Source organism: Proteus hauseri ATCC 700826 (assembly GCF_001654965.1).
Taxonomy (GTDB): Bacteria; Pseudomonadota; Gammaproteobacteria; order Enterobacterales; family Enterobacteriaceae; genus Proteus; species Proteus hauseri.
Genome location: NZ_LXEV01000018.1, coordinates 136599 through 162933, shown reverse-complemented (window position 1 = coordinate 162933; position 26335 = coordinate 136599). Strand labels below are relative to the sequence as shown.

The 26335-nt window shown below is 37.6% G+C and carries 26 protein-coding genes and 1 riboswitch; of the genes, 8 read left to right on the top strand and 18 right to left on the bottom strand.

Annotated features, from left to right (window positions below):
* Positions 1-13: 13 nt before the first annotated feature.
* From M997_RS07060 to M997_RS07045, 4 genes are read left to right on the top strand one after another with little or no spacing between them, the layout of a single operon-like run.
* Positions 14-1783, top strand: coding sequence for an ATP-binding cassette domain-containing protein (locus M997_RS07060; protein ID WP_064719400.1), 1770 nt, complete (start codon positions 14-16; stop codon positions 1781-1783).
* A complete protein-coding gene (locus M997_RS07055; RefSeq protein WP_064719399.1) occupies positions 1776-2927 on the top strand; it encodes an ABC transporter permease in 1152 nt (383 codons plus the stop codon). The genes M997_RS07060 and M997_RS07055 overlap by 8 nt, the downstream gene beginning before the upstream one ends.
* A 12-nt stretch (positions 2928-2939) precedes the next feature.
* A complete protein-coding gene (locus tag M997_RS07050; RefSeq protein ID WP_064719398.1) occupies positions 2940-4049 on the top strand; it encodes an ABC transporter permease in 1110 nt (369 codons plus the stop codon).
* Between the two features lie 30 nt (positions 4050-4079).
* Positions 4080-4520 carry a VOC family protein gene (locus M997_RS07045; protein WP_064719397.1) on the top strand — a complete coding sequence of 147 codons (441 nt, stop codon included), beginning with the start codon at positions 4080-4082 and terminating at the stop codon, positions 4518-4520.
* 164 nt (positions 4521-4684) lie between these two features.
* Here the strand turns inward: M997_RS07045 and M997_RS07040 are convergent, their stop codons facing one another.
* Genes M997_RS07040 through M997_RS07030 form a run of 3 tightly spaced genes read right to left on the bottom strand, consistent with a single transcriptional unit; the run spans position 4685 to position 7333 of the window.
* The gene (locus M997_RS07040) at positions 4685-5662 is read right to left on the bottom strand and encodes a sugar phosphate isomerase/epimerase family protein (protein ID WP_239994705.1); all 978 of its coding nucleotides are present in this window, start codon (positions 5660-5662) and stop codon (positions 4685-4687) included.
* 44 nt (positions 5663-5706) lie between these two features.
* A complete protein-coding gene (locus tag M997_RS07035) occupies positions 5707-6945 on the bottom strand; it encodes an MFS transporter (RefSeq protein WP_064719395.1) in 1239 nt (412 codons plus the stop codon).
* Positions 6946-6958: 13 nt separating this feature from the next.
* Positions 6959-7333 carry a RidA family protein gene (locus M997_RS07030; RefSeq protein WP_064719394.1) on the bottom strand — a complete coding sequence of 125 codons (375 nt, stop codon included), beginning with the start codon at positions 7331-7333 and terminating at the stop codon, positions 6959-6961.
* 192 nt (positions 7334-7525) lie between these two features.
* On the opposite strand from M997_RS07030, the gene M997_RS07025 reads away from it, so the two are divergent.
* On the top strand, positions 7526-8179 hold the full coding sequence (locus M997_RS07025; RefSeq protein WP_064719393.1) for a helix-turn-helix transcriptional regulator: 654 nt from the start codon (positions 7526-7528) through the stop codon (positions 8177-8179).
* Between the two features lie 96 nt (positions 8180-8275).
* Here M997_RS07025 and M997_RS07020 read toward each other — a convergent pair whose 3' ends face one another.
* From M997_RS07020 to moaA, 5 genes are all read right to left on the bottom strand, one after another.
* Positions 8276-8986, bottom strand: a complete 711-nt coding sequence (locus M997_RS07020; RefSeq protein WP_064719392.1) for a Bax inhibitor-1/YccA family protein — start codon at positions 8984-8986, stop codon at positions 8276-8278.
* A 190-nt stretch (positions 8987-9176) separates the two neighbouring features.
* Positions 9177-9638 carry a molybdopterin synthase catalytic subunit MoaE gene (moaE, locus tag M997_RS07015; protein WP_064719391.1) on the bottom strand — a complete coding sequence of 154 codons (462 nt, stop codon included), beginning with the start codon at positions 9636-9638 and terminating at the stop codon, positions 9177-9179.
* Position 9639: 1 nt separating this feature from the next.
* On the bottom strand, positions 9640-9885 hold the full coding sequence (gene moaD / locus M997_RS07010; RefSeq protein ID WP_064719390.1) for a molybdopterin synthase sulfur carrier subunit: 246 nt from the start codon (positions 9883-9885) through the stop codon (positions 9640-9642).
* Positions 9882-10361: a cyclic pyranopterin monophosphate synthase MoaC gene (moaC, locus tag M997_RS07005; protein WP_064719389.1), complete on the bottom strand. Its 480-nt coding sequence runs from the start codon at positions 10359-10361 to the stop codon at positions 9882-9884. The genes moaD and moaC overlap by 4 nt, the downstream gene beginning before the upstream one ends.
* A gap of 41 nt (positions 10362-10402) precedes the next feature.
* On the bottom strand, positions 10403-11383 hold the full coding sequence (gene moaA, locus M997_RS07000) for a GTP 3',8-cyclase MoaA (protein ID WP_064719388.1): 981 nt from the start codon (positions 11381-11383) through the stop codon (positions 10403-10405).
* Positions 11373-11517, bottom strand: a riboswitch (molybdenum cofactor riboswitch). (Overlaps the previous gene by 11 nt.)
* Before the next feature lie 279 nt (positions 11518-11796).
* Here moaA and M997_RS06995 point away from each other — a divergent pair.
* Positions 11797-12735, top strand: coding sequence for a gluconeogenesis factor YvcK family protein (locus M997_RS06995; protein WP_064719387.1), 939 nt, complete (start codon positions 11797-11799; stop codon positions 12733-12735).
* A gap of 252 nt (positions 12736-12987) precedes the next feature.
* On the opposite strand, the gene M997_RS06990 is transcribed toward M997_RS06995, so the two are convergent.
* The 6 genes from M997_RS06990 to bioB all read right to left on the bottom strand — a co-directional run bounded on the left by M997_RS06990 (position 12988) and on the right by bioB (position 20288).
* Positions 12988-13938: a DUF1266 domain-containing protein gene (locus M997_RS06990; protein ID WP_064719386.1), complete on the bottom strand. Its 951-nt coding sequence runs from the start codon at positions 13936-13938 to the stop codon at positions 12988-12990.
* Between the two features lie 252 nt (positions 13939-14190).
* Positions 14191-16200 carry an excinuclease ABC subunit UvrB gene (gene uvrB / locus M997_RS06985; protein ID WP_064719385.1) on the bottom strand — a complete coding sequence of 670 codons (2010 nt, stop codon included), beginning with the start codon at positions 16198-16200 and terminating at the stop codon, positions 14191-14193.
* Positions 16201-16672: 472 nt separating this feature from the next.
* The gene (gene bioD, locus M997_RS06980) at positions 16673-17356 is read right to left on the bottom strand and encodes a dethiobiotin synthase (RefSeq protein WP_064719384.1); all 684 of its coding nucleotides are present in this window, start codon (positions 17354-17356) and stop codon (positions 16673-16675) included.
* Positions 17349-18113: a malonyl-ACP O-methyltransferase BioC gene (gene bioC / locus M997_RS06975; protein ID WP_064719383.1), complete on the bottom strand. Its 765-nt coding sequence runs from the start codon at positions 18111-18113 to the stop codon at positions 17349-17351. Before bioC ends, bioD begins: the two co-directional genes overlap by 8 nt.
* Positions 18088-19251 (bottom strand): 8-amino-7-oxononanoate synthase, encoded by a 1164-nt coding sequence (bioF, locus tag M997_RS06970; protein ID WP_064719382.1) that lies wholly within the window; start codon positions 19249-19251, stop codon positions 18088-18090. The genes bioC and bioF overlap by 26 nt, the downstream gene beginning before the upstream one ends.
* Positions 19251-20288 carry a biotin synthase BioB gene (bioB, locus tag M997_RS06965; protein WP_064719381.1) on the bottom strand — a complete coding sequence of 346 codons (1038 nt, stop codon included), beginning with the start codon at positions 20286-20288 and terminating at the stop codon, positions 19251-19253. Before bioB ends, bioF begins: the two co-directional genes overlap by 1 nt.
* A gap of 103 nt (positions 20289-20391) precedes the next feature.
* On the opposite strand from bioB, the gene bioA reads away from it, so the two are divergent.
* Positions 20392-21663, top strand: a complete 1272-nt coding sequence (bioA, locus tag M997_RS06960; protein WP_064719380.1) for an adenosylmethionine--8-amino-7-oxononanoate transaminase — start codon at positions 20392-20394, stop codon at positions 21661-21663.
* A gap of 51 nt (positions 21664-21714) precedes the next feature.
* Here the strand turns inward: bioA and pgl are convergent, their stop codons facing one another.
* The gene (pgl, locus tag M997_RS06955) at positions 21715-22704 is read right to left on the bottom strand and encodes a 6-phosphogluconolactonase (RefSeq protein ID WP_064719379.1); all 990 of its coding nucleotides are present in this window, start codon (positions 22702-22704) and stop codon (positions 21715-21717) included.
* A gap of 148 nt (positions 22705-22852) precedes the next feature.
* Here pgl and M997_RS06950 point away from each other — a divergent pair, with 148 nt between their 5' ends.
* Complete coding sequence (locus M997_RS06950; protein ID WP_064719378.1) at positions 22853-23674, top strand: pyridoxal phosphatase; 822 nt, start codon at positions 22853-22855, stop codon at positions 23672-23674.
* Between the two features lie 82 nt (positions 23675-23756).
* Here M997_RS06950 and modC read toward each other — a convergent pair whose 3' ends face one another.
* Genes modC through modA form a run of 3 tightly spaced genes read right to left on the bottom strand, consistent with a single transcriptional unit; the run spans position 23757 to position 26295 of the window.
* A complete protein-coding gene (gene modC, locus M997_RS06945; RefSeq protein ID WP_064719377.1) occupies positions 23757-24821 on the bottom strand; it encodes a molybdenum ABC transporter ATP-binding protein ModC in 1065 nt (354 codons plus the stop codon).
* Positions 24815-25507 carry a molybdate ABC transporter permease subunit gene (modB, locus tag M997_RS06940; protein ID WP_064719376.1) on the bottom strand — a complete coding sequence of 231 codons (693 nt, stop codon included), beginning with the start codon at positions 25505-25507 and terminating at the stop codon, positions 24815-24817. The genes modC and modB overlap by 7 nt, the downstream gene beginning before the upstream one ends.
* Positions 25508-25524: 17 nt before the next feature.
* The gene (gene modA, locus M997_RS06935) at positions 25525-26295 is read right to left on the bottom strand and encodes a molybdate ABC transporter substrate-binding protein (protein ID WP_064719375.1); all 771 of its coding nucleotides are present in this window, start codon (positions 26293-26295) and stop codon (positions 25525-25527) included.
* Positions 26296-26335 lie beyond the last annotated feature (40 nt).

The following is a 26335-nucleotide window of genomic DNA, read 5'->3' as shown; positions in this document are numbered from 1 at the left end:
TGTGGAGAGCAAAATGGAACACGCTGATTACACTATCGAACTACAAGGTGTTGAGAAGCATTTTGCTGGATTAGAAAATCCAGCCGTCTCCTCATTAAAAGCCACTATCACTGGTGGCTCCGTCACGGGTTTAGTTGGCCCTGATGGTGCAGGTAAAACCACATTAATTCGTATGCTTGCAGGATTATTAAAACCTGACGCTGGTGATATTCGTATTTTAGGAATGGATCCGCAAAAACAGAGCAACGATGTCAGAGCTATTCTTGGTTATATGCCACAAAAGTTTGGTTTATATGAAGATTTAACGGTATTAGAAAATTTAAATCTTTATGCTGATTTAAAAAATGTGATTGGTGAAGAACGTAAAAAAGTTTATCAACAACTATTAAGCTTTACTGATTTAACCCGTTTTACTTCTCGCCTGGCGGGCAATCTTTCTGGTGGTATGAAACAAAAACTAGGGCTTGCTTGTGCTTTATTAGGCAACCCTAAAGTTTTGCTGCTTGATGAACCAGGGGTCGGTGTTGACCCTATTGCGCGCCGAGAACTCTGGCAAATGGTTCATGCTTTAGCAAGTGATGGCATGTTGATACTCTGGAGTACTTCTTACCTTGATGAAGCAGAACAATGCAAAAATATTCTCTTACTCAATAAAGGAAAGTTGCTTTATAGCGGTATTCCTCAAGAGTTAACGGCCAAAATGGCAGGCCGCTCTTTTTTACTTAGTGTTGAAGGTCATCAACGTAGAAAAGTTCTGCAACAAGCAATTATTCAGCCACAAGTTACAGATGGTGTTATTCAAGGGCAGTCTGCTCGCTTAATTATAAAAAAAGAGTGTGACCAACAAGCATTATTAAATGCCATAAAGATGCCCAACGCTAAACTCATACCAGCAGCCCCTCGCTTTGAAGATGCTTTTATCGATTTATTAGGGGGTGGCCCTTCTCATAAGTCTGAGTTAGCAGAAATCATGCCACAAATTCCACCAAACCCTGATGAAACGGTTATTGAAGCACAACAACTCACCAAAATGTTTGGCCAGTTTGCTGCAACGGATCATGTTGATTTTCAAGTAAAGCGTGGTGAAATTTTCGGCTTATTAGGCCCTAATGGTGCCGGTAAATCGACTACCTTTAAAATGATGTGTGGTTTGTTAGTACCTACCAGCGGTAAGGCGTTGGTTTTAGGTATGGATTTAAAAGTAAGTTCAGGCAAAGCCCGTCAGCATTTAGGCTATATGGCACAAAAATTTTCGCTTTATAGTAATTTAAAAGTAGGCCAGAACTTAAAATTCTTTTCTGGTGTTTATGGTCTACATGGTAAGCCGCAGCGCGATAAAATCCATGACATGATAACCGCATTTAGTCTACAGCCAATGGTAAATCAAATTACTGAAGAGCTGCCTTTAGGTTATAAACAGCGCCTCGCCCTTGCCTGTTCACTCATGCATGAACCTGATATTTTATTTCTTGATGAACCTACCTCTGGCGTTGATCCATTAACGCGTCGTGAATTTTGGCTACACATTAACGGTATGGTAGATAAAGGCGTTACGGTGATGGTCACTACTCACTTTATGGATGAGGCTGAATATTGTGATCGTATCGGTTTAGTTTATCGCGGGAAAATCATCGCAGCTGGCGAACCTGACGCTTTAAAACAAATGGTTGCGACCAAAGAAAACCCAACGCCTTCAATGGAAGATGCCTTTATCGGGTTAGTCCTTAATTATGATAAACAACTTGAAAACCAACATGATAAAGGGAGCGAAAAACATGCATAATTCGTCTCAATCTTCATCGGTGCGCTTTTCTTGGCGTCGTTTATATGCACTTTGCTTAAAAGAGACTAAACAAATAACTCGTGATCCTAGTAGTGCCTTAATTGCTATCGTTATTCCGCTGACATTGCTCTTTATTTTTGGTTACGGTATTAATTTAGATTCAAGCAAATTAAACCTTGGCATTTTAACTAATCAGCAAAGCCAACCCGCGCAAGAACTGGTTTATACCTTTACTAATTCCCCGTATATAAATGCGACTATTAGTGATAATCGTCAGTTATTAATTGATAAAATGCAAGCAGGGCAAATTCGAGGCATTGTGGTTATTCCTGTTAATTTTGCTGAACTACTGGCCAGACAAGATACCGAAGCACCAATTCAAGTTATTACTGATGGCAGTGAACCAAATACCGCTAATTTTGTGCAGGCTTATACTAAAGGCGTATGGCAAGTTTGGCTACAACAGCAAGCGTTAAGTAAAGGTATTGATACAACTTTATTAATTGAAGTTGAACCTCGTTATTGGTTTAACCCTGCGGCTATTAGTCAGCACTATATTATTCCTGGTGCTGTAACCATTATTATTACTGTGGTAGGTGCAATTTTAACTTCATTAGTCATTGCGCGTGAATGGGAACGTGGCACGATGGAAGCATTGCTTTCAACACAAATTACCCGTACCGAACTATTGCTCTCTAAGCTTATTCCTTACCAAGTACTTGGTAGCTTTGTTATGGTGCTTTGTATGGTCGTAACTGTTTTTGTGCTTGGTGTGCCTTATCGCGGATCATTGTGGATATTAGCTGGTATTACTTCACTTTTCTTAGCTACCGCATTAGGGATGGGGTTACTTATTTCAACCTTAACCCGTAATCAATTTAATGCTGCAATGATTTCACTTAATGCTGCGTTTTTACCCGCCATAATGTTATCAGGCTTTGTTTTTGAAATTGATAGCATGCCATTTTTTATACAAGTAGTGACTTATTTTATTCCAGCTCGTTATTTTGTTAGCAGCTTACAAACACTATTTCTTGCTGGTGATATTCCACTGATTTTAATGTTAGATATGTGGTTACTGATTATTTCAGCAATCTTTTTTATTGGCTTAACGGCGTGGGCAACACGACGTCGTTTAGATTAAAGGAGCATACTTATGTTTTATCGGCTGCTCACTTTAATAATGAAAGAGCTGCAATCATTACTACAAGAGCCTCAAACTCGCGCGATTTTAATCATGCCAGTTATCTTTCAGATGGTATTATTTCCTTTTGCCGCAACGCTTGATGTGACTAATGCATCAGTGGCTATTTTCAATGAAGATAACGGAAAACAATCCATTGAGTTAACGCAAAGAATAGCTAAAGCTAGTGCATTTTCTCAAACATTGTTGCTTAAAAATGAATATGAAATTAAAGAAACCATAGATAATCGTAAAGCGCTTTTGTTAGTGCGTTTTCCACAAAACTTTAGTGCTGACTTAACCAGTGGTGTTCCGACTAAATTGCAATTAATCCTAGATGGCCGTAATTCAAATAGCGCGCAAATTGCTGCTAATTACATTCAGCAAATTGTGCAAAATTACCAAGTCGAACTTTCAGGTAACAGTCCTTCATTACTGAATAAAAGCGAATTAGTTGTACGTAATTGGTATAACCCAAACCTTAATTACAAATGGTTTATTGTGCCTTCATTAGTCGCCTTGATCATTACTATTGGTGTAATGATTGTCACTTCGCTTTCTGTGGCGCGTGAACGCGAACAAGGTACGTTAGATCAGTTGTTAGTCTCGCCTTTATCGACCTGGCAAATATTTATTGGTAAAGCCGTACCTGCAATGGTAGTTGCCGCTGTTCAAGGTACCATTGTGCTTATTATTGGTATTTTTGGTTATCAAATTCCTTTTTCAGGCTCGCTATTATTATTCTACTTTACCATGTTGATTTATGGTTTATCGTTGGTGGGTTTTGGATTATTAATATCAGCAATCAGTTCTACGCAACAGCAGGCATTTATTGGTGTATTCGTATTTATGATGCCAGCAGTATTATTATCGGGCTATATTTCACCAGTAGAAAATATGCCGGTATGGCTACAGAAAGCCACGTGGATAAATCCTATTCGACACTTCACTGATATCACAAAACAGATCTATCTTAAAAATGCCGACATTACTGTTATATGGCACAGTTTATGGCCGTTAATGGTAATAGCGATAATCACTGGCGCTATTGCGTATTATCTTTTCCGAAGAAAGATCGCTTAAACCATTACAATTAATTTAAAGGAATATTTAATGACTCTTCTTATCTCTGATATTGATGTGTTATTTATTGCAGGATTTGGTCCTATCACCCGTGATAATGCACAAAGCCAAGAATTTTATAAAGAAACGCTTAAACTTCCTTTAAAACCCATAGAAGAAAACAGCGATTATTTATTAACACCTGAAGGTGAATTAAAGGGTGTTAAGCATTTTGCATTATGGCCATTAGCACAAGCTGCTATTTCTTGTTTCAATCATAGTAATTGGCCTGAAACACTTCCCATTCCACAAAGTTGGATTGAGTTCGAAGTTAATAATATTGAAACTGCCACTGAAACCTTAAAACAAAAAGGTTATCAATTATTAGTCGACAATCGTATAGAGCCTTGGGGCCAAACAGTAACGCGTTTATTAAGCCCGGAAGGAATGCTAGTAGGATTAACCATTACACCTTGGCTAAGAAATAATTAGGTAAATTATTTAACTAAAAAATAACCCACATATAATAACGTGGGTTATTTAATACCAGTTAAGTCATTTTGAAAATATAAATAGTGATTAGATATATAATAAATTCCCTATTATTTAATATCTTTTTATTTATTATTTTCTATTAAAATCTTTCTCTTTAATGTTTATCTATTTAATACTAACTTTGCTTCTTCTTTTAATTCTTGTATTAAATTTCTTATAAAATCGATTTGATTCATTGCATCATTAATTTCTTTTTCTAAACGAGCATCTAAACCTTCTACAGGCATTGGCGTTTCACTTGCACCTCGATAAGGGATCCACGGATTATCACCTTCATCATCAAAACGAAAAGCGGGTGCATAGTAATCAACCTCCTCCTCTAAACCAAAAGATTCAATTTGAGGTTTATCATCACCTAAACAGATTAATTGTTTTAATAATGTCTTAATTGGTACTTCACCTTTTCCAGAAAGACTCGCTCTATGGCCAAATCCTTTACCCTCTGGAACTTTCACCGCATCTTTCATATGTACTTGAGTAATATTATTTTTCATATTATCAAATGCTTCAAGTGGTAATTCATTTGCATTGAACATATTACCGAAATCAAATAATAATGAAAAATTAGCAAAATTAGCCTCTTCAACAAGGCGATTTAATTCATAACTTTTTAAATCTTCATGTTGTTCAATAACAAACTTCAGCCCTGTATTCTCATACTGCTTTTTAATATATTGAATATCAGCACTAACTTTCGCTAAAACATCCTGCAAATGTCCTTCGTATCTAGGATAAAAACGAATTGAACTTGCTTTTGTTTTTAGTGCAATATCGACCGCTTTATCTATTGCTTTTGCTTCTGAAGAACTGGTTTCAATTTTAAGATCTAATCCATATTCTTTAACTTTTTCACCAAAAGCTATTAATTCACTATCATTCATCATACACAGAGATTGAGTTTCACCATCTTCCACATGTATTTTGGCACCTGTAAGTGATTTTTGCTTTGCAAGCTCTAATAAATCATTAGGTAACACGCGTTCTTTTCTCATATTTAAATGAAAAGCATATGCGTGTAAATATAAAGGTATAGAGTCCGCTCTTTCAATTATTTTTTTTGCTTCAATCGGTGTCATAATATTTACCTTAAATACTTTTAATTGAATTAATTCATTATTTTTTATTATGCGTTTGTTTCATTTCTTTGTTTAATACGCTTAGATAATATTTTTGCGGTTGTGTAGGCTAATAAACTAAATATAATCATCATACTAAAAACAAAATTATAGCCTTTAATTCCTGGGTAATTATCTAAGAAAGAACCATAAACTGCATAAGCAAACATCGCTGGCATATAACCTAAAATACATGCAAATGCCATTGCAGAACCTGCATATTCACGTTTAGTACCAATCTCTTCCATTGGTGCAAAGAAAATAGCTCTTTGTGAGAAAATAATTGCACCGAATCCTAATGTTGCCGCCATACCTAAATAAACATTCATAGTTTCATGAGGTAAAAACATAAAGATTGCCATTGCAATTGCAGCTAATAATGAAGTGAACTGCAAAAACTTGGTTGGCGATCTAAATACTTTATCTGATAAAAAGCCACCAATTGGCCCGCCGACCATTTTTAATGCGTACTGGTTAATAATTCCGTATGCGCCAACTAAAGCAATTGGAAGTGCATAAATATCTTTAAGGAATGGAATAAAATAAGTTAAGCCACAATATGCTGAATAAATAAAGAATATTGTCATAGAGGCTAACCATAAGTTAGGGCATTTAATTACACTTTTAATTCCTTCAAATACTTTTTTATTTGCATCAACTGTATTATCTGCGACTGTTTTATCATCATCGACAATAAAATAAGTAATAACACCTATCACAATGGTTGTTATGGTATAGAATATAAGTCCAGCCTGCATCCCTTCCTTGCCTTCGCCAAATAAGACGAAAACATAGAGAGCGCCAGAAGCAATAATAACATCAACAATGCCACGCCCTGCTTCTAAAAAGCCAAATAAACGCCCCTGTTCTTCTTTATTTCCTAATAATCTAACGGCTTTTAATAGTACTGGCCAATATATGACATCAGCAAACAGAGCCATAACAGCAAAACTAATTAAATAACCAGTAAAAGAAGGAAGCGTGGATAAATATGCCCCACATAATCCAACGCCTATCAGGCCTACAGGTAGTAGGATCTTTTTAGAAAATCTATCTGCAATATAAAGTGATGAAAAAAGGCCAATAGTTTGGACTATAGTGTAAACGGTAAACCCTAAACCAATTTGAGCATTCGTCAATCCCCAATCTTGTTGCATCGGAACATAAAAAACGTCTTTCATACTAGACAGTTTAAATATAGTTCCGCCACCTAAAATTAGAAAACTGAGTTTTATCCACTTATTCATAAAGTTACCTTATTTATCTTGCAACAACGGCTTCAACTTCGATTAATACATCTTTTGGCAATCGAGAAACTTCTACACATGAACGAGCTGGATAAATACCTGCATTGAAGTAAGACTTATACGTTTCATTAAAAGGTACAAAATTAGCCATATCACTTATAAAACATGTCGTTTTCACAATATCATCCATTGAATAACCAGCAGCGATAACAATAGCTTGTAAGTTTTTCATCACTTGATGAGCTTGTTCAATAATGTTTTCACCAATAATTGAACCATCTTGATGATGAAATGGGCAACAGCCAGAAACATAGAGTGTTGAACCCACTTTTCTTGCTTGTGAATAAGGGCCTATCGCTTTTGGTGCATTTTCTGTTGAGATGATCATTTTTAACTTACCTTTGTTGATGCGTTTATTTGAGCGTATTTAACCACAGACAAAACTTACCAACCGTGATTGGCGTCAATTTTTTGATTAAGTAAACAAATATTTTACTCAGTAATTTTTTTAGGTTGTTAGTGTTGAATAATTTGACCACTTTGACTAAAATTAACGAAAAGTTTGAGCGGGTAACTTAATATGGATATAAATATAAATCATACATTTACAGAAGATGATCGTAAGCTTCTTCGTTCTTATATTCCGATGATTGATTGTCTGGGCGAGTTTTTTGGGCCTTATTGTGAAGTTGTCTTACACAGCTTCGAAGATTTACACAGCTCTGTAATCCATATTGCAAATGGACATATCACAGGCAGAACTATTGGTGCACCTGTTACAAACATCGCTCTTGAGAAGCTGGCTGGCTTTAGAAAGAAACATTCGTCTTGGGAAGTTTATTTTAATATGAAAAATATTCGCCCATTTCGTTCATCTTCAACGCTAATTATGAATTTAGATGATCAGCCAATAGGTATGGTTTGTATGAATTTGGCATTAGATATGCCTTTAAATGCGATGGTTGAATTAATTAATGCAAATAATAATTCAAAAAATGAAAATTTCTCACAGGATGTGAACAAATTAATACTAGATCATTTAGAACCAATTAAGAATACTGTTTACTCAAATAAAAACATACCGAGTAAAAATAAAAATTTCGAAATAATCAAAGAGTTGCATGATTGTGGTATGTTTGAATTTTCAGCAGCACATAAAATTGTATCCACAGAATTAGGTATAAGTTCAGCAACAATCTATAAACATATTCGAAAAATAAATTCACAAGAATAATTAATAGCAATAATAAAAAATCCCACAACCTATTTAGCTGTGGGATTTTTTGTATCGATAAAAGCTAAATCGCTTTTTTAGTGGATATCATCGAAATTAACGACGATCTCCTAAAATACGCAGTAACATTAAGAATAGGTTGATGAAATCTAAATAAAGCGTTAATGCACCCATAATTGAGTAACGACGCATATTTTCTTTATCTTCTTGGTTAATTTCACTACCCATATCTTTCAGCTTTTGAGTATCGTAAGCCGTTAAGCCTGCGAAAATCAACACACCAGCATAAGAGATGATCATATGCATCATCGGGCTTTTCAGCCAGAAGTTAACCAGTGATGCAAGCAGGATACCAATAAGCCCCATAAACAGGAAGCTACCCATACCGGTTAAGCTACGCTTAGTGGTATAACCATAAACACTTAGTGCACCAAACATTGCTGCACAAATAAAGAAAGTGCTCGCAACAGAAGACGCAGTGTAAACAATTAATACGCTAGAAATAGTGATACCCGTTAACGCAGAATAGAGCATAAATAGTGTTGTTGCTACAGCGCCACTCATTTTATGAACCATTCCCGATAATACAAACACTAATCCTAACTGAGCAATAATCAGACCAAAAAAGACGATATTGCTAGAAAAAATCATTGAAAGTAATGTTTCGCTTGATGCTACATAAAGAGCAACAAACGCTGTCAGTAACAGCCCTACCGTCATCCAACCATAAACCTGAGCCATAAAGGTTTGTAAGCCAGAACCGGTGCGCTGCACTATTGAATCATTTGAACGTGAAAATCGATCCATGATGATTACCCTTTAATCATAGTGATACGTTAGGTTTAGTAATAACGTTTTCAGTAAAGAGCTAATGGTTAGCTCATTAGGATTTAATTTTATCACACTGATTTTACATTTCCACGAAATAAACTGTATGAAATGTCACCAGAAAATAAATTTAGGTAAATTAATGTAGTGTTTAATTAACTACATCAATTTATTCCCAGCGCTCGGCAGAGTCGTGATCACTTTGACGAGCATCTACCCAACGTTCATTATCTTCAGATAAACCTTCTTTTTTCCAAAATGGTGCACGCGTTTTTAAAAAATCCATAATAAATTCAGCGGATTCAAAAGCACTATTGCGATGAGAGCTGGTTACTCCTACAAACACAATTTCTTCACCAATATTTAATCGACCAACTCGATGAATAACACTAATACGCTGTAAAGGCCAACGAGAACGAGCTTCGGTGACAATATCGTGCAGCGCTTTTTCTGTCATGCCAGGGTAGTGCTCTAAAGTTAGTGCACTTACGGCATCGCCTAAATTATGGTTGCGTACTTTACCGGTAAAAGTGACAACAGCACCGTCACTTTCACATTCAGATAACCATTGATATTGCTCACCAACACTAAAATTTTCAGTTTGAACAGAAATATGCGTTACGGCGCTCATTTTATCCTCCTGTTACCGGTGGAAAAAAGGCAATTTCATCACCATCACAAAGAACATGTTCACCTTGTACAAAAGATTGATTAACGGCTGAAAGTAATTTGCCATCTTCCAGTGCTAATGACCACCGTTTACCTTTAGCAATCAATGCATTACGCAAATCATTTACTGTTTTGTATTCACAGGGTAGTTCTAATGAATCAACACCCACTAGTTCACGAACTTGAGCAAAAAAGAGAACTTTAATCATGCTTCCACCTTAAAGTGACCTGATTTGCCACCTGTCTTTTCTAATAAACGAACAGGCCCTATCACCATATCTTTTTGTACCGCTTTGCACATATCGTAAATCGTTAATGCGGCAACAGAAGCCGCGGTTAATGCTTCCATTTCAACACCTGTTTTGCCAGTTAAACGGCAAACCGATTCAATGCGCACACAGTTAGATTCAGTGAGTGCTTCTAAACGGACTTCTACTTTGGTTAATAACAGCGGATGGCATAATGGAATTAATTCCCATGTTCTTTTTGCTGCTTGAATGCCTGCAATACGTGCCGTTGCGAAAACATCACCTTTATGGTGCTTACCTTGCGTTATCATGGCTAATGTTTCTGCCGACATTTCTACAAAGGCTTCAGCACGTGCTTCGCGTACAGTTTCAGCCTTAGCGCTAACATCCACCATATGGGCTTCACCGGCGGCATTAATATGAGTTAGTTGAGACATGCACAACTCCTGAAATTAACGGAATAACAGAGCGAGAAAAATTATCCACCAATAACGGACAAGTTCGGTGTAATACCGCTATCGCCCTGATGTAGAAAATGCGTTTCTCGTTTATGAAGAAGACCACCCTGAATGCGTTGCTGTAAGGCTTCTTGCTGATAATCGTCAGCCAGTAAATCACGCAGCGGAATGCCATTTTCGCCAAATAAGCATAGATGGAGATTACCAATAGCAGAAACGCGTAAGCGATTACAAGTCAGGCAAAAGTCTTTTTCATAAGGCATGATAAGACCAATTTCACCTTGATAATCAGGATGAGTAAATACTTGAGCAGGCCCGTCACTACGAGCGCGAGGAATTTGTATCCAACCTTCATTTAATAAGCGTTGTCGGATAACTTCACCAGATAGATGAAAGCGGTTAAAAATATCGCTGCCATCTCCAGTTTCCATTAATTCAATAAAACGCAACTGAATGGGTCGGTCTTTTATCCAATGAAGGAAATCTGGCAGATTTTTATCATTTACGTTACGCATTAACACAACGTTTACTTTTACTTTTTCGAAACCAGCACTAAATGCGGCATCAATGCCCTCCATAACTAAAGAGAATTTATCTTGCCCTGTAATAGCATGGAATTGGCGGGGATCTAAACTGTCAACACTAACATTAATCGCACTTAAACCAGCATCGCGCCATTGAGCAACATCACGTGCTAAGCGGTAGCCATTAGTCGTAACAGCGATTTTTTTGATGGAAGGTTCTTCGTTAATAGTCGCGATAATATCGGTAAAATCGCGACGCATTGTTGGTTCGCCACCAGTTAAACGAATTTTTTCTGTACCAAGGGCAGCGAAGGATTGTGTCAGTCTGCGAATTTCATCTAACGAAAGGAATGACTTATGACCATTAGGCTTATAACCATTGGGTAAGCAATAAGTACAACGGAAATTACATACGTCGGTGATAGAGAGACGTAGATAAAAAAACTTACGGGAAAACGCATCAACGAGTTGTTGCATAATAACACCTTTCCAAATTCGGGAGATGCTGGCATTTCTACCTTGCACCCTGGTGGCTTGAGCCACGGCCAGAACATCATATCGTTCACAACAGTTTTCGACTTAGATGTTAAGGCTAGGAGTTAATCTTTACCTGTTTTTGACAGGTTTCTTATACCTATATAATTAGTGTGGATTCTACCTTCTAATTTGGTAAAAAGCGAACTTTGTTTTCGCTATATAATTTACAATACAACGACTTACGACACTTCAGTCTCTTTAATAACATAAGTAAAACCACTTTCTTTGGTTAAATAATAGGCTACTAATAGTAAATTAAAACTAAGAATGTGATGAAATCACGCCGTGATCATAGGCTTAAAAAATAATTGTGATAAATTAGCCGCAAATTTTTAAAATTAAACAGGACAAATATGCGAAATCGCACACTAAGTGATTTAGATCGTGTTGTTGCCCTTGGTGGTGGTCATGGCCTTGGACGCGTGCTTTCTGCACTTTCCTATTTAGGCTCTCGCCTTACAGGTATTGTAACCACAACAGATAATGGTGGCTCTACAGGCCGTATTCGCCAAGAAGAAGGCGGTATTGCTTGGGGAGATATGCGTAATTGCATTAATCAATTAATTACAGAGCCTTCTGTGGCTTCTGCAATGTTTGAATATCGTTTTTCAGGTACCGGTGAGCTAGCAGGTCATAATTTAGGCAATCTCATGCTTAAAGCACTAGATAACTTAAGTGTTAGACCGCTTGAAGCAATCAATCTTATTCGTGGTTTATTAAGAGTTAATGCCCATTTAATTCCGATGTCTGAACAAGCTGTCGATTTAATGGCTATTGATGATGAAGATCGCGAAATTTACGGTGAAGTTAATGTCGATAATTTACCTACAATCCCTAAAAAATTAGACCTTTATCCTAAAGTACCCACAACACGAGAAGCGATAGAAGCGATAGAACAAGCTGATTTAATTTTAATTGGTCCTGGTAGCTTTTTTACCAGTTTAATGCCGTTATTATTGTTGCCAGAACTTGCTCAAGCATTACGACGTAGTAGTGCAACGACTATATATATTGCTAACTTAGGTAAGGAACTTAGCCCTGCGGCGGCAAGTATGACGATGTCAGATAAAATCGCCATGATGGAAACCTATATTGGTTCTCAAACCATAGATGCCGTGATCCTTAGTCCTGAAACACAATACGAATCAATGAAAGGCCGATTAATTGTGCAAGCACAATTAGAAGCAAAAGATGTCCCATATCGTCATGATCGTCATCTTTTAAGTAAAGCGATAGAGTTAACATTGCAACAATTAGGACAACGTAACGCATTAAGTCACACCACAAAATAATGTGATAAAAAATAGTTTACTAAAAATAATCTTGTAAAAACAAAATGATAAAAAATCATTATGCTAATTTTTGATATAGCAACGCAAGTAAATTATTTTTATATTATCTTTCGTGACGAGTTAAATATAAATGAGTTAAATAAAAACCGCACCAGAGAATATTATCTTAAAGGTGCGGTTTTTTGCGTTTAATAGCCTCACATAATCATTAATTACATCTACAAATAAACGATTAAATACAATGTAATTTACCTAACTATTAAGCTTTTTCAGTGTGATACGCTGGCTAATTACTTCCTCTATTTCATCAAGCGTCATCGGTTTATCTTCTTTCATAAGCCCTAACCCGGCAACAGTACGAGTAAAAGACATAAGATCAAGCGGAGGTAAATCCATTAACCAATTTTCTTCTGTTGCCAAGGTACCTTCTGCATTAATGATATTTTGAATAGTATCTGAAAATGTTTGATGAGAAGAAACCCAATCTTGATCGCCACTTGCCCATAACCAACGTGTAGCAATAAAGTTTTTCCACATATCTTCCCAACCATCATAAACACGACGTAACATAGACGCGCTCATTAATGACCATGTTTGTGCTTCTTGTTGAGTAATATAGCCTTGTTTACAACCTTCTAAACAGAGCTTACTAAAACGGCAAAAATCCCAAATTAAATATTTGCCATTAAGAATATTCATTCTGTTGGTGCTCATCATATCAATTTGCCAAAGGCGTTCATTCTTATCATTTTCAGTTAACTCAGATAATAAAATATCATTTTTCATTGACTGAATATCGCCATCTTTAGCATCGACAATTTGATCACGGAGTTGATAAAAATCGTAGGTGTGGCCTTGAGTTAATAACCAATAAAGTTGATAAATTAAATCCCAGCGGTCGTTAATTCCCCAACCGGAAGATAATCCACCATCACTTTCACTTTTTTGATAATCATTATATGCCCATTCATTCATTACGGCATAAGGCATCCCAACATATAATCCCCATTCATTAGGCAATAGAACTGGGGGCTGATTATTTTCTTCTACAACAAGATTAGATCCCTGCACTTTTGGTGGCTTCGACGAATCGCTACCTTTTATAGCAAACTTACGTAACCACTTAAAAAGCAGAACGAGGAAAAAAACACCAATAATTACACCCACAGAGCTTGGAAACCCTGCCACAACATAACCACTCATTCACTATCCTTAATGTCTTTTTTATCTTTTTGAATAATTGAGACTCTCTGTTTAAGGTATTTAAACAGCACAAGCTTATTAAGGGAATAACAATTGGATAAATTGTCGAAGATAAAAGAGAAAAGGCATAATGACAGACAGATATATTAATAATACTTGTCGTATTATGCCTTTAAGCTTATGCCCTTAAGCCTATGTTTTTAAATCTATACCAATAGATTTACAGCTTAACTTATATCTTAAAATATAATGTTAAGAATTAGCGATAAATTGCGCTCTTAATGCTTGAAGCTTATCACGAAGCCCTGCGGCTTTTTCAAACTCAAGATCTTTAGCATGTTGATACATTAGTGCTTCTAAACGTTGGATCTCTTTTTCTAACTCTTGCGTTGAAAGCAGTGGGTAACTATCTTCTGCATTAGCCGATTTATGGCCTTTTTTATTACGTCCTTGCGATGGCTGACCAATTTTTAGAATATCACCAACTTTCTTATTTAACCCTTTTGGTACAATGCCATTTTCTAAGTTAAACTGCTGTTGCTTCTCACGACGGCGTTCTGTTTCGTCTATCGCTTTTGCCATTGAATCGGTGATCCTATCACCATATAAAATAGCCCGACCTTCAAGGTTACGAGCAGCACGACCGATGGTTTGAATAAGAGAGCGTTCTGAGCGTAAGAAACCTTCTTTATCAGCATCTAAAATTGCAACCAAAGAGACTTCTGGCATATCCAGCCCTTCCCTTAATAAGTTGATACCCACCAGCACATCAAACTCACCAAGACGTAAATCACGAATAATTTCAACACGTTCAACTGTATCGATATCAGAGTGTAAATAGCGAACACGTTCACCGTGCTCTTCAAGATATTCGGTTAAGTCTTCAGCCATTCTTTTAGTCAGCGTTGTAACTAATACACGCTCATTTTTGGCAGCACGAATGCGTATTTCAGAAAGTAGATCATCAACCTGAGTTGCAACTGGTCGCACTTCAACAATGGGATCAAGTAAGCCTGTCGGTCGAACAACTTGCTCAACAATATCTGTACCTGATTTTTCTAGCTCATATTTACCCGGAGTTGCAGACACATAAATAGTTTGAGGTGCTAATGCTTCAAACTCTTCAAAACGTAATGGACGATTATCAAGAGCAGAAGGCAACCTAAAACCATATTCGACTAATGTTTCTTTACGCGAGCGATCACCTTTATACATTCCACCTATTTGTGGGATGGTAACGTGTGATTCATCAATGACTAATAATCCATTAGCAGGTAAGTAATCAAATAGCGTTGGAGGTGGTTCACCAGGACCTCGGCCAGAAAGGTAACGTGAGTAGTTTTCGATACCAGAGCAATATCCCAATTCATTCATCATTTCTAAATCAAATTGAGTCCGCTGAGAAACACGTTGTTCTTCGACCAATTTATCGTTTTCTAATAATACTTTTCGTCGTTCAGCCAGCTCAACTTTGATTTTTTCCATCGCATCAAGAATGCGTTCACGAGGTGTTACATAGTGAGTTTTAGGATAAACCGTAAAACGAGGAACGTTATAGTGAATTTGACCTGTTAGTGGATCAAACAGTGATAACCGTTCAACTTCTTCATCAAATAACTCAACGCGTAATGCATAGTCATCAGACTCAGCAGGAAAGATATCGATAACTTCACCTCGGACACGGAAGGTGCCTCGCTGAAAAGCTTGATCGTTACGGGTATATTGCAAGTCAGCTAAGCGACGCAAAATAGCACGTTGGTCGATAATCATGCCGTTAGTAAGATGTAGCATCATTTTCAAATAGCTATCAGGATCACCCAAACCATAAATAGCTGAAACCGATGACACAACAATAACGTCTTTACGCTCTAATAGTGCTTTCGTTGCCGATAAACGCATTTGTTCGATATGTTCGTTAACAGAAGCGTCTTTTTCGATAAAGGTATCGGAACTCGGTACATAGGCTTCTGGCTGGTAATAGTCATAGTAAGAGACAAAATATTCTACCGCATTATCAGGAAAGAACTCTTTCATTTCACTATAAAGTTGAGCTGCCAATGTTTTATTGGGTGCCAGTACCATCGTTGGGCGATTAAGGTTTGCAATCACATTGGCAATAGTGAATGTTTTACCCGACCCTGTTACCCCTAAAAGAGTTTGGTGTGCCAGACCATCTTCTAGCCCTTCACATAATGAAGCGATAGCCGCGGGTTGGTCGCCTGCGGGCTTAAATTCTGAATGCAGTTTGAACGCTTTGCTCATATTCTCATCTCCTAACAACCTCCCTCTTATAATACTGGATAAAAATCCAGCTTCAATCTCTATCTATTAAAATTTGTCTGAATAATTAAGCTTAGGTTATCCCCAGTTTTAAAACTGGTTTTTTTAAAAAAATCAAGCCCCAATGTTTGAATTATTCTTAGCAAACAAATCAGGTGAACCACTCTATTGCTTTTATTTAACTAACTGATAAAAAACAATAAAAAATAAAAGTTGAGAATAACATCAATCTTTGTCAATGCCTTGTCTTCTCTCGATTCAGCGTATTTTTATAATGGTAATACACAAGGTTATCCACAGGAATAGTGGATAACTACACAAAGTTGTTATTCCTCGGTAAGTTACGTCTTTTTTTCACTGATTAAAAATCGATAAAAATCAGCGAAATTTATTTTTTTTATTTTTATATTACAATTAAATATCTTCGCTAACTTTATCTGTTTGTTAAACAAAATTAGTCTATTTTTAACGCGGAAAAGTTTAAATACGGTGTAAAATCATGCTTTTTAACACTATTTAGGTAGGGTATTTTGCCTAGCAACGGTGCATGTAAATGTTGTTGTAAGGTATCAAGATATTCGGTTTGATATTCACCCGCAGGTTCAACTTCATTTGCTACCCAGCCTGCTAATGTTAAACCAGACTGAATAATTGCTTGTTGAGTTAATAACGCATGGTTAATACATCCTAATTTAATACCTACGGTTAAAATAACAGGCAGTTTTTCTGCTATCACCCAGTCAGAAAAAAATGTTTTACCCGATAATGGCGTAAACCAACCACCAGCCCCTTCAACTAATATCCAATCGGCTTGATGTTTTAAGCGAGATAAACCTTCACTTATTACTTGGAAATCAATAGGCTGTTTCATTTTTTGGCTAACAATATGCGGTGATGTTGCCGCTTCAAAACAGTAGGGATTAACCTGTTGATAAGCCAACTCAATAGTGCTGTGTTGTTGTAATGTTAGCGCATCAGAATTGCGTAATTCACCAGAATGCCATTCACTCCCTGAAGCAACAGGTTTATATCCTGCTGTTTTATAACCTTGTTTTGCTGCACATTGCAATAAAGCGCTACTCACCACGGTTTTACCTACTTCTGTATCTGTTCCTGTTAAAAACCATGTTTTAGCCATGAGATAATTTTCCTATAACCAATTGATATGTTAATAAATATTTACCTGACTCTGTTTTCCACCTTTTTTCTAACTCACGATATTTTTGCCGAGTCATTAAGCCTTTTTGTCGTCCACCCTGTAGATAATTCGCCCCCACACCTTTTAGTGAGGCAAACAATTCATTTAATGAATCATATTGTTCAGTAACATTTTCCGTAAATAGCTGTATTTTAAAGCCAGTACATGCTTTTTCTATTTCATTAAAAGATAAGAAAGGGTTGATATGAGAGTGCTCATCAATAGATTGCCAAGCGTCTCTGACTTCTTGCAACGTTGATGTTCCAAGGGTCGAAAAATAAAGTGAGCCGGAAGAATGTAAAGTCCGCATTAACCTTTTGATGGCTGAAGGTAAATTATCGCACCACTGCATCGCCAAATTACTAAATACGATATCAATGCTTTTATCTTGAATAGCACAATGTTCAATATCACTCAGTAGATAACTATTTGCACGTTGCTGACTTTGTGCAACTTGTAACATTTGATGAGATAAATCGAGCGCGATAACGTATTTTCCTCGCTGTCTCCATTGCTGGCTAAAATAGCCAGTACCACATCCCGCATCCAACACAATACAACCAAGCTCATTATTAGCGAGTGCCATTAATTGCTCACCGCTATAACGTTGGATCAACGCATAATCATCATAATATTGAGCTGCTTTACCAAAAGTTTGCGCAAGGCGCTGTTTATCTGTTTTCACTGAAGAAGCCATGAAGAGTCTCGATTAACATCGTAATATCTGAAATAGAATGGCTAGCGGTTAAGGTAATACGTAAACGAGCACTTTGTGGAGGGACGGTAGGTGGAAAAATAGCTTTAACCCAAAGCCCTTTACTTTGCAGATAATCCGACAGCTTTTGACATAATTGTTCATCACCCACTATTAATGGTTGAATAGCTGTTTGGGAAGGAAGTAATTTTACGGGTAATGTCGTAACACCCTGACGAAATTGCTGTATTAATTGATTAAGATGATTGCGTTGAATATCCGCTCGTTTAATAACCTGCAACGCTGCACTTAATGCAACAGCTTGTGCAGGTGGCATTGAAGTGCTGTAAATAAGATGTCGTGAATATTGTTCAAAAAACTCAGCAGTATGTTTATCACAAAGTACCGCAGCACCACTTATTCCAAAGGTTTTACCAAAAGTCACAATTAATAATTGAGGTTTAATCCCTGCCTCATCACAACTTCCTTTTCCTTGATGACCCAAAATACCAACACCATGCGCATCATCAACCATCAGCCATGTGTTATTTTGCTGACTTAATTTTGCAATTTCTCTTAATGGTGCTTTATCACCATCCATACTAAAAACGCCTTCTGTAACCACCAATGTTTTTGTTGCCGTTATTTTATTTAAGCGTTGAGACAGTGAATCAGCTGAGTTATGCAAAAAGCGCCAAAGTGTTGCTGGGGATAATACTGCTGCCTCCATTAATGAAGCGTGACACAGTTTATCTGCAATTATCGCATCATCCTTTTCTAATAATGCAGCGATAACACCTTGATTAGCACTGTAACCGGATGAGAATAGCAATGCATTATCGTAGCCTAACCACTGAGCTAATTCTGTTTCTAATTGCGCATGAGCTTGTGTAAACCCTGTAATATGGCCAGAACCACCACTACCAACACCATATTTATTCGCACCTTGTTGCCATGCTTTAATAACCTCGGGATGCTGGCTAATACCTAAATAATCATTTCCCGAAAAATTGAGATATTTTTCTTCTGATATCGTCGTTAAAAAACGCCCATTTGAATGTTTAATCACTTGGCGTTTGCGCCATAATGGCGTATTTCTACGCTCATCAAGACGATTATCTAAATAGGTTTGCCAGCTCATTACAGTGCCGCGTTATAAAACTGTTCAGTATCTTTATTAACAACTGCTTGCATCAAGGCTTCTTCTTGTTGGTTATCCCCCATAGAAACGGATAAACGCTCAGGATTTAATCCTAATTTACGGAACAGCTGATGGTCTTTATCTTCGGTTGGATTGGTTGTTGTTAATAGTTTGCAGCCATAAAAAATTGAGTTAGCGCCAGCCATAAAGCAAAAAGCTTGTGTTTGTTCGCTCATTTGTTCGCGACCCGCAGACAGTCTTACATAAGAACGAGGCATCATGATCCGCGCAACAGCAATAGTACGAATAAAATCAAAAGGATCGACATCTTCGTTATCCGCCATCGGCGTTCCTTTTATTTTAGCTAACATATTAATAGGCACACTTTCTGGTGGTTGCGGTAAATTAGCTAATTGAACCAGCATTGCAGCTCGGTCTTTTACTTCCTCACCTAGTCCTAAAATTCCTCCTGAGCACACTTTAATACCCGCATTACGCACTTTATCCAATGTGTCTAATCGGTCTTGATAAGTTCGAGTGGTGACAATACTGCCGTAAAATTCAGGAGAGGTATCAAGGTTATGGTTATAAAAATCTAGCCCAGCATCGGCAAGTCGAGTGGCTTGTGTATCGTCTAATTTACCTAGTGTCATACAGGTTTCCATACCCAGAGATTTCACTTCTTTTACCATTTGCTCAAGATAAGGCATATCACGCTCATGTGGGTTTTTCCATGCAGCTCCCATACAAAAACGAGTTGAACCCGCAGCTTTTGCTTTTTTAGCAGATTCAATAACTTGCTGCACTTCCATCAAACGTTCTTTTTCTAAACCGGTTTTATAGCGTGCACTTTGCGCACAGTATTTGCAATCTTCTGGGCAAGCGCCTGTTTTAATTGAAAGCAGTGTACTTACTTGAATTTGTGAAGGGTCAAAATATTGACGATGAATTTGTTGTGCCTGAAAAACCAAATCTAAAAATGGCATTTCAAACAATGCTCTTGCTTCTTTCAGTGTCCAACGCTTTAGTGTGCTCACAATACATTCTCCTGTTTAAAAGTGATTGTCAGTTTAAATAATAGGGTTATCATGTCAACTAAAATTGATCACCATTGGTTTACATGATTAAGCGGATAATGAAATGACACCTGATGATATCGCTTTCGATTTACGCCATATTTGGCATCCCTATACTTCGATGAGTAACCCACTTCCGGCTTACCCTGTTGTGAGCGCAAAAGGCGTTGAACTTACATTGGCTGATGACAGAAAACTTATTGATGGTATGTCTTCATGGTGGGCTGCAATTCACGGATATAATCATCCTGAATTAAATAGTGCACTAACAACACAAGTCGAAAATATGTCGCATGTGATGTTTGGCGGTATTACACATCCCCCTGCGGTTGCACTTTGTCGACAATTATTGGCGATAACACCAATATCGCTTGAATGTATTTTTTTAGCTGACTCCGGTTCTGTTGCTGTTGAAGTTGCATTAAAAATGGCATTGCAATATTGGCAAGCTAAAGGGGAAAAACGCCAGCGCATTGTGGCATTAAAACAGGGGTATCACGGAGATACGTTTGGTGCTATGTCGGTATGTGATCCTGATAACTCAATGCATAGCCTCTACAAAGGTTATCTTCCTAATCATCTTTTCGTTAATGCGCCTAAAACAGGTTTTTATGAACAGTGGGATCCTAATGATATCGATTCATTGCACTCAATTTTAGAGCAGCATCATCAAGAAATTGCGGCCGTTATGCTAGAACCTATCGTTCAGGGTGCCGGCGGAATGCGTATTTATCACCCTGAATATTTAAAACAAACCAGAGCCCTGTGTGATAAATTTGGTGTGTTATTAATTGCTGATGAAATCGCCACAGGTTTTGGCAGAACAGGTAAAATGTTTGCCTGTGAACACGCTGGTATATCACCAGATATTATGTGTGTTGGAAAGGCATTAACTGGTGGTTATATGACGTTATCTGCAACATTAACCACCCGCCATATTGCCGAAACTATCAGTCAAGGTGATGCGGGCTGCTTTATGCATGGCCCAACTTATATGGGAAATCCATTAGCTTGCGCTGTTGCCAGTGCAAGTTTATCGCTATTAGCTAGTGGTGAATGGATGGTTCAAGTTGCTCAAATAGAAGCACAATTAAAACAAGAATTACTGCCACTAAAACAAGCGACAAAAGTGAAAGATGTGCGTGTATTAGGTGCAATTGGCGTAGTGGAAATGAATGAACCCGTCAATATGGCAAAATTGCAAAAAACCTTTGTCGATAAAGGGGTTTGGATACGACCTTTTGGTAAACTAATTTATATTATGCCGCCTTATATCATGACTACCAAACAGCTATCGATATTGATAAATGCGATTAAACAAGTGGTTTCGGATTAACAACAAATCATCTCCTCTAGAAATATAGGGGAGATGATTTATTACATAGGATTATAGCGTAACTATTGTTACCCACATTGCGCCCTTTCCTACTGGATAACGCGCAAGTTCCGTCAATGCCCCGGTTTGTTTATCTAAACGAGAAACAGACACTGAATCTGATTTTTGACCACTAGAAACAAGGTAATTTCCCGTATTATCAATATTAAAACCACGAGGTTGTGTTTCTGTTGGATAATAACCTACAGGTTGTAGGTAATCACCCGATAGTGAAATTGCCATTGCACAAATAAAACTTTCAGAGCGCTCACTAGCATAAAGGAAACGACCATTTGGCGTGATATGAATATCAGCAGCCCAACGGGTGCTATTAAATGTTTCAGGCACAATATCAAGCGTTTGCATTAAACGATATAAATCACCCATACGGCGATAAACGTTAATTGTCGCATCTAATTCATTGAGGCAATAAAACACATCTCCATTAGGGTGAAATGCCATATGTCGAGGGCCTGCATTTTGTGCTGTAGTTAATTCTTTAGTACCCGCTTCGGTTAAATAACCTTCCTGTGATAAATCAAATAAACGAATATGATCTTCTCCTAAACAAGGCACAATAAGCTGTTTATTATTCCAATCAATATTAGAAGAATGAGGTTTATTTAACCCTTCAATGATTTGAATAGGTGATTGGGCGATACCATTTTCATTAATAGGCAAAACGGCTAAATTACCTTGATGATAAGAAGGTACAAATAAGAAGCGCCCTGTTTTATCTAAACATAAATGAACCGGCGTACTTGGAATTGACGTAACCGCTTTTTGCTCTAATTGACCATCAACAGCGATTTTAAATGTCATCACGCTAAAATGAGGGCGAACACCAACATAGAGGTATTTTCCATCTGCGCTTGCAATCATCGGTTGTACTTGTCCTGCAACCTCAACAACCTGTAATAAATGCATTTCACCCACTGAGTTTAATGCATAAACATGGATTTGATGGCTCTCTGGACTTGCTACGTAGACTACCTGATTCATCCCATCTCCTTAAAAGCGATTAACTATTGATTTATAAAGAATAATAACCTAACCACCTTTTACTTATCACGATTAAGCTAGTTTATCTTTTATTGGTTAACGTGTAACATCAAAGCATTGCATCTTACTACTATCAAGGGGCTTATTTATGTCATATCGCGTTATTGCATTGGATCTTGATGGCACACTGCTTGATGACCAAAAACGTATCCTGCCAGAATCTTTAGAAGCTCTCAATCTTGCAAGAAAAGCGGGTGTTAAAGTATTAATAGTAACAGGTCGTCATCATGTTGCTATTCATCCTTTCTATCAAGCGCTAAACCTTGATACGCCAGCGATCTGCTGTAATGGAACTTATCTTTATGATTATATTGGTAAAAAAGTACTTGAGTCAGACCCATTAACAACCAAAGAAACCAGCGCTGTTTTAGATTTAGTTAAACAAACTGATGTACATCACTTAGTTTATGCTGATGACGCTATGCTTTATGATCAATTATCAGCACCTGTACAACGTACATTAAACTGGTCAGAAACCTTACCTCTCGCACAACGCCCTAATTTAGTTAAAGTCGATGATTTTTATAAAGCGATGCATGATGTTAATGCAATTTGGAAAATTGCAACTACAACACCAAACCATGATGAATTACACGCTTTAGTCGAAAAAATCGAACAACAAGTCGGTTTAGAGTGCGAATGGTCTTGGGTTGATCAAGTGGATATCGCGAAAAAGGGTAACAGTAAAGGTCGTCGTTTACAGCGTTGGGTTGAAGCAAATGGCATGAATATGAGTGATGTTATTGCTTTTGGTGATAATTTTAATGACTTAAGTATGCTTGAGCATGTGGGCTTAGGTGTTGCGATGGGTAATGCTTCAGATGAAGTAAAATCACGCGCAAAATTAGTGACCAAAGTGAATTCACAACCGGGCATCGCAGAAACGATCCATAAATATATTCTGTCTTAATATCTCACCTTGATCGATTATCCTAAAAAATAAAAACCTCACTAATGATGAGGTTTTTTTGTATCTTCATTTATCAGATAAATCAAAGATGACGGCTTAAAGAAACACTCTTAATTTGCGCATAGAGCCACTGACCTTCTTGAATATTCAGTTCATCTTTTGCCCATGGCGTGATCCGAGCCCATAAATAGTTGCCATCGTTGACTAATTTAACATCGATCTGACCATCATTTTTTATCGTCTCTACCACTTTCATATGAAGGATATTACGAATACTACTATTTGATGGGCGAATTGTTGTTAACGACACATCGGAAGCATCAATACGAACACGAACATCACGACCAATTTTTGTTTCTATTTGTGGCAACCAAAGCACTTGATTACCAAATGCAGTCGCTGTCATGTCGTAATGGTTATGATGCTCAACTACCATGACATTCGCAATACTGCTTAATGTTTCTTTTTGCAACCAAGGACGTAAAGCACTACTCGCCCAAACATCTTCTAGTTTACCCGTTGCCTTTATTTTACCGGCATCCATAACTATCACGTTATCTGCTAGCCGAATGATTTCATCAAGACTATGACTGACATACAAAATGGGAATTTGTACATCTTGCGATAATTTTTCGAGATAAGGCAATAATTCACGTTTACGAGGTAAATCAAGCGAAGCTAAAGGTTCATCCATCAACATAATATCAGGCGCCGTTAATAGAGCACGGCCGATAGCAACACGCTGCTTTTCACCACCTGATAAAGTAATAGGAAAACGAGATAATAAATGTTCTATACCAAGTAAGTGAATTATTTTATCAAACTGCACCTTCATGGTTGGTGACATGCCATAAAGTAAATTTCCTCTTACTCGATAGTGAGGAAACAGACGCGCATCTTGGAATACATAACCTACTTTACGTTTTTCAGGCGGTAGATAAATTTTCTTTTCCGTATCAACCAATGTGTGATTATTTAATACAATGCGCCCTGAATCAGGCTTGGTTAAACCGCCAATAACATTAATTAGTGATGTTTTACCCGCACCTGATAAGCCAAATACTGCGGTAATACTTTCTGTTGGTAGTTCTGTGTTCACTTCCAAACGCAAAGAACCTAGCGTCTGTTTAAAATTCATCTCTAACATACGCCCCCCAATCTTTTACGACCCCAACGAGTTAACCACTCAGAAGCCATTAAAGAGACGAGCGCTAAAATAATTGCAATAACACATAAACGAGCAGCATCCATTTCCGCACCTGGAGTTTCAATTAAGGTATACATTGCCAGCGGAATTGTTCTTGTTTCCCCTGGAATATTGGAGACGAAAGTGATTGTCGCGCCAAATTCACCTAATGAGCGTGCAAATGCCAATACAATCCCTGCGATAATACCCGGCATCGACAGCGGTAACGTTATCGTGAAAAAGACGCGTAGTGGCGAAGCCCCTAGTGTTCTTGCTGCTTGTTCCATACGTTGATCGACAGCTTCTAATGCCAGTCGAATAGCTCTTACCATAAGTGGAAATGCAACTACAGCTGATGCAAGCGCGGCTCCTCGCCAACTAAAGGTAAAGCTAAAACCAAACCAGTTATAGAGCCATTCACCAATAAATCCCCTTCTTCCCATACTAATAAGCAAAAGATATCCCACAACAACGGGGGGAAGGACTAACGGTAAATGGATAATACTATCGAGCAACGATTTACCCGGAAATCGAACTCTAACTAACAGCCAAGCCATCAAAATACCAAAAGGAAGACTGATAATAACTGCAACAGTCGAAACCTGAAGGCTTAAAACGATAGCTTGCCATTCGTATTCACTTAACATCTCCAAAAGTATAATTCCTACAGTGGGCTAAAGCCGTATTTCTTAAAGATTTCTGCGGCTTGAGGTGTTTTCAGATAGTCATAAAAATCACGAACTGCTTTATTGTCCTGATCTTTTACAACTGCCATTGGATACTCAACAGGTTTGTGGCTATCAGCAGGGAATACGCCAACAACTTTTACTTTTTCGCTCGCAACCGCATCAGAACCGTAAACGATGCCTAATGGTGCCTCATCACGTTCAACTAATGCCATACCACTACGAACGTTATTAGTACGAGCCATATCAGGGCTTACAGTATCCCATGCACCTAAATATTCTAATGATTCTTTCGCATAGATACCAACAGGCACATGGTCAGGATCACCAACAGCTAATTTTCCGCCATTAAGTAAGGATTTCCATTTCGTTTCCTTATTAATAACAACGTCATTTAATTTACTATCTTTAGGGGCAATAAGAACTAAATCATTACCTAATAGCGTGTGACGAGTATCTGCAACCATTAAATTCTTATCGATTACGTAATCCATCCACTGCTGATCTGCTGAGATAAACAGGTTTGCAGGTGCACCTTGTTCAATTTGGCGAGCCAACGTAGAAGACGATGCATAAGAAGCAACTATCTCACCTTGTTTTTCTTGCTTATATTGTGCCGAAATTTCATTAAGAGCATTGGTAAGAGAAGCGGCAGCAAATACCGTTACTTTTTCCGATGCAAAACTTTGGCTAACTAAAGCAAAAGAAATAACTGCTCCAGCAAGCAATTTACCTGATAATTTTTTCATGTTTGAATTCCACTTAAATTAAATGATGACACGCTGTATA

Coding starts and splice junctions, on each gene's coding strand:
- M997_RS07055 (WP_064719399.1), top strand. CDS start 1,776: ATGCATAATTCGTCTCAATCTTCATCGGTGCGCTTTTCTTGGCGTCGT.
- M997_RS06990 (WP_064719386.1), bottom strand. CDS start 13,938: ATGAGTGGTTATGTTGTGGCAGGGTTTCCAAGCTCTGTGGGTGTAATT.
- bioF (WP_064719382.1), bottom strand. CDS start 19,251: ATGAGCTGGCAAACCTATTTAGATAATCGTCTTGATGAGCGTAGAAAT.
- moaD (WP_064719390.1), bottom strand. CDS start 9,885: ATGATTAAAGTTCTCTTTTTTGCTCAAGTTCGTGAACTAGTGGGTGTT.
- moaA (WP_064719388.1), bottom strand. CDS start 11,383: ATGCAACAACTCGTTGATGCGTTTTCCCGTAAGTTTTTTTATCTACGT.
- M997_RS07030 (WP_064719394.1), bottom strand. CDS start 7,333: ATGATCATCTCAACAGAAAATGCACCAAAAGCGATAGGCCCTTATTCA.
- M997_RS06950 (WP_064719378.1), top strand. CDS start 22,853: ATGTCATATCGCGTTATTGCATTGGATCTTGATGGCACACTGCTTGAT.
- moaC (WP_064719389.1), bottom strand. CDS start 10,361: ATGTCTCAACTAACTCATATTAATGCCGCCGGTGAAGCCCATATGGTG.
- M997_RS07025 (WP_064719393.1), top strand. CDS start 7,526: ATGGATATAAATATAAATCATACATTTACAGAAGATGATCGTAAGCTT.
- M997_RS07050 (WP_064719398.1), top strand. CDS start 2,940: ATGTTTTATCGGCTGCTCACTTTAATAATGAAAGAGCTGCAATCATTA.
- M997_RS07060 (WP_064719400.1), top strand. CDS start 14: ATGGAACACGCTGATTACACTATCGAACTACAAGGTGTTGAGAAGCAT.
- bioA (WP_064719380.1), top strand. CDS start 20,392: ATGACACCTGATGATATCGCTTTCGATTTACGCCATATTTGGCATCCC.
- modA (WP_064719375.1), bottom strand. CDS start 26,295: ATGAAAAAATTATCAGGTAAATTGCTTGCTGGAGCAGTTATTTCTTTT.
- M997_RS07045 (WP_064719397.1), top strand. CDS start 4,080: ATGACTCTTCTTATCTCTGATATTGATGTGTTATTTATTGCAGGATTT.
- M997_RS07035 (WP_064719395.1), bottom strand. CDS start 6,945: ATGAATAAGTGGATAAAACTCAGTTTTCTAATTTTAGGTGGCGGAACT.
- M997_RS06995 (WP_064719387.1), top strand. CDS start 11,797: ATGCGAAATCGCACACTAAGTGATTTAGATCGTGTTGTTGCCCTTGGT.
- pgl (WP_064719379.1), bottom strand. CDS start 22,704: ATGAATCAGGTAGTCTACGTAGCAAGTCCAGAGAGCCATCAAATCCAT.
- uvrB (WP_064719385.1), bottom strand. CDS start 16,200: ATGAGCAAAGCGTTCAAACTGCATTCAGAATTTAAGCCCGCAGGCGAC.
- moaE (WP_064719391.1), bottom strand. CDS start 9,638: ATGAGCGCCGTAACGCATATTTCTGTTCAAACTGAAAATTTTAGTGTT.
- M997_RS07020 (WP_064719392.1), bottom strand. CDS start 8,986: ATGGATCGATTTTCACGTTCAAATGATTCAATAGTGCAGCGCACCGGT.
- bioC (WP_064719383.1), bottom strand. CDS start 18,113: ATGGCTTCTTCAGTGAAAACAGATAAACAGCGCCTTGCGCAAACTTTT.
- bioD (WP_064719384.1), bottom strand. CDS start 17,356: ATGGCTAAAACATGGTTTTTAACAGGAACAGATACAGAAGTAGGTAAA.
- modB (WP_064719376.1), bottom strand. CDS start 25,507: ATGTTAAGTGAATACGAATGGCAAGCTATCGTTTTAAGCCTTCAGGTT.
- modC (WP_064719377.1), bottom strand. CDS start 24,821: ATGTTAGAGATGAATTTTAAACAGACGCTAGGTTCTTTGCGTTTGGAA.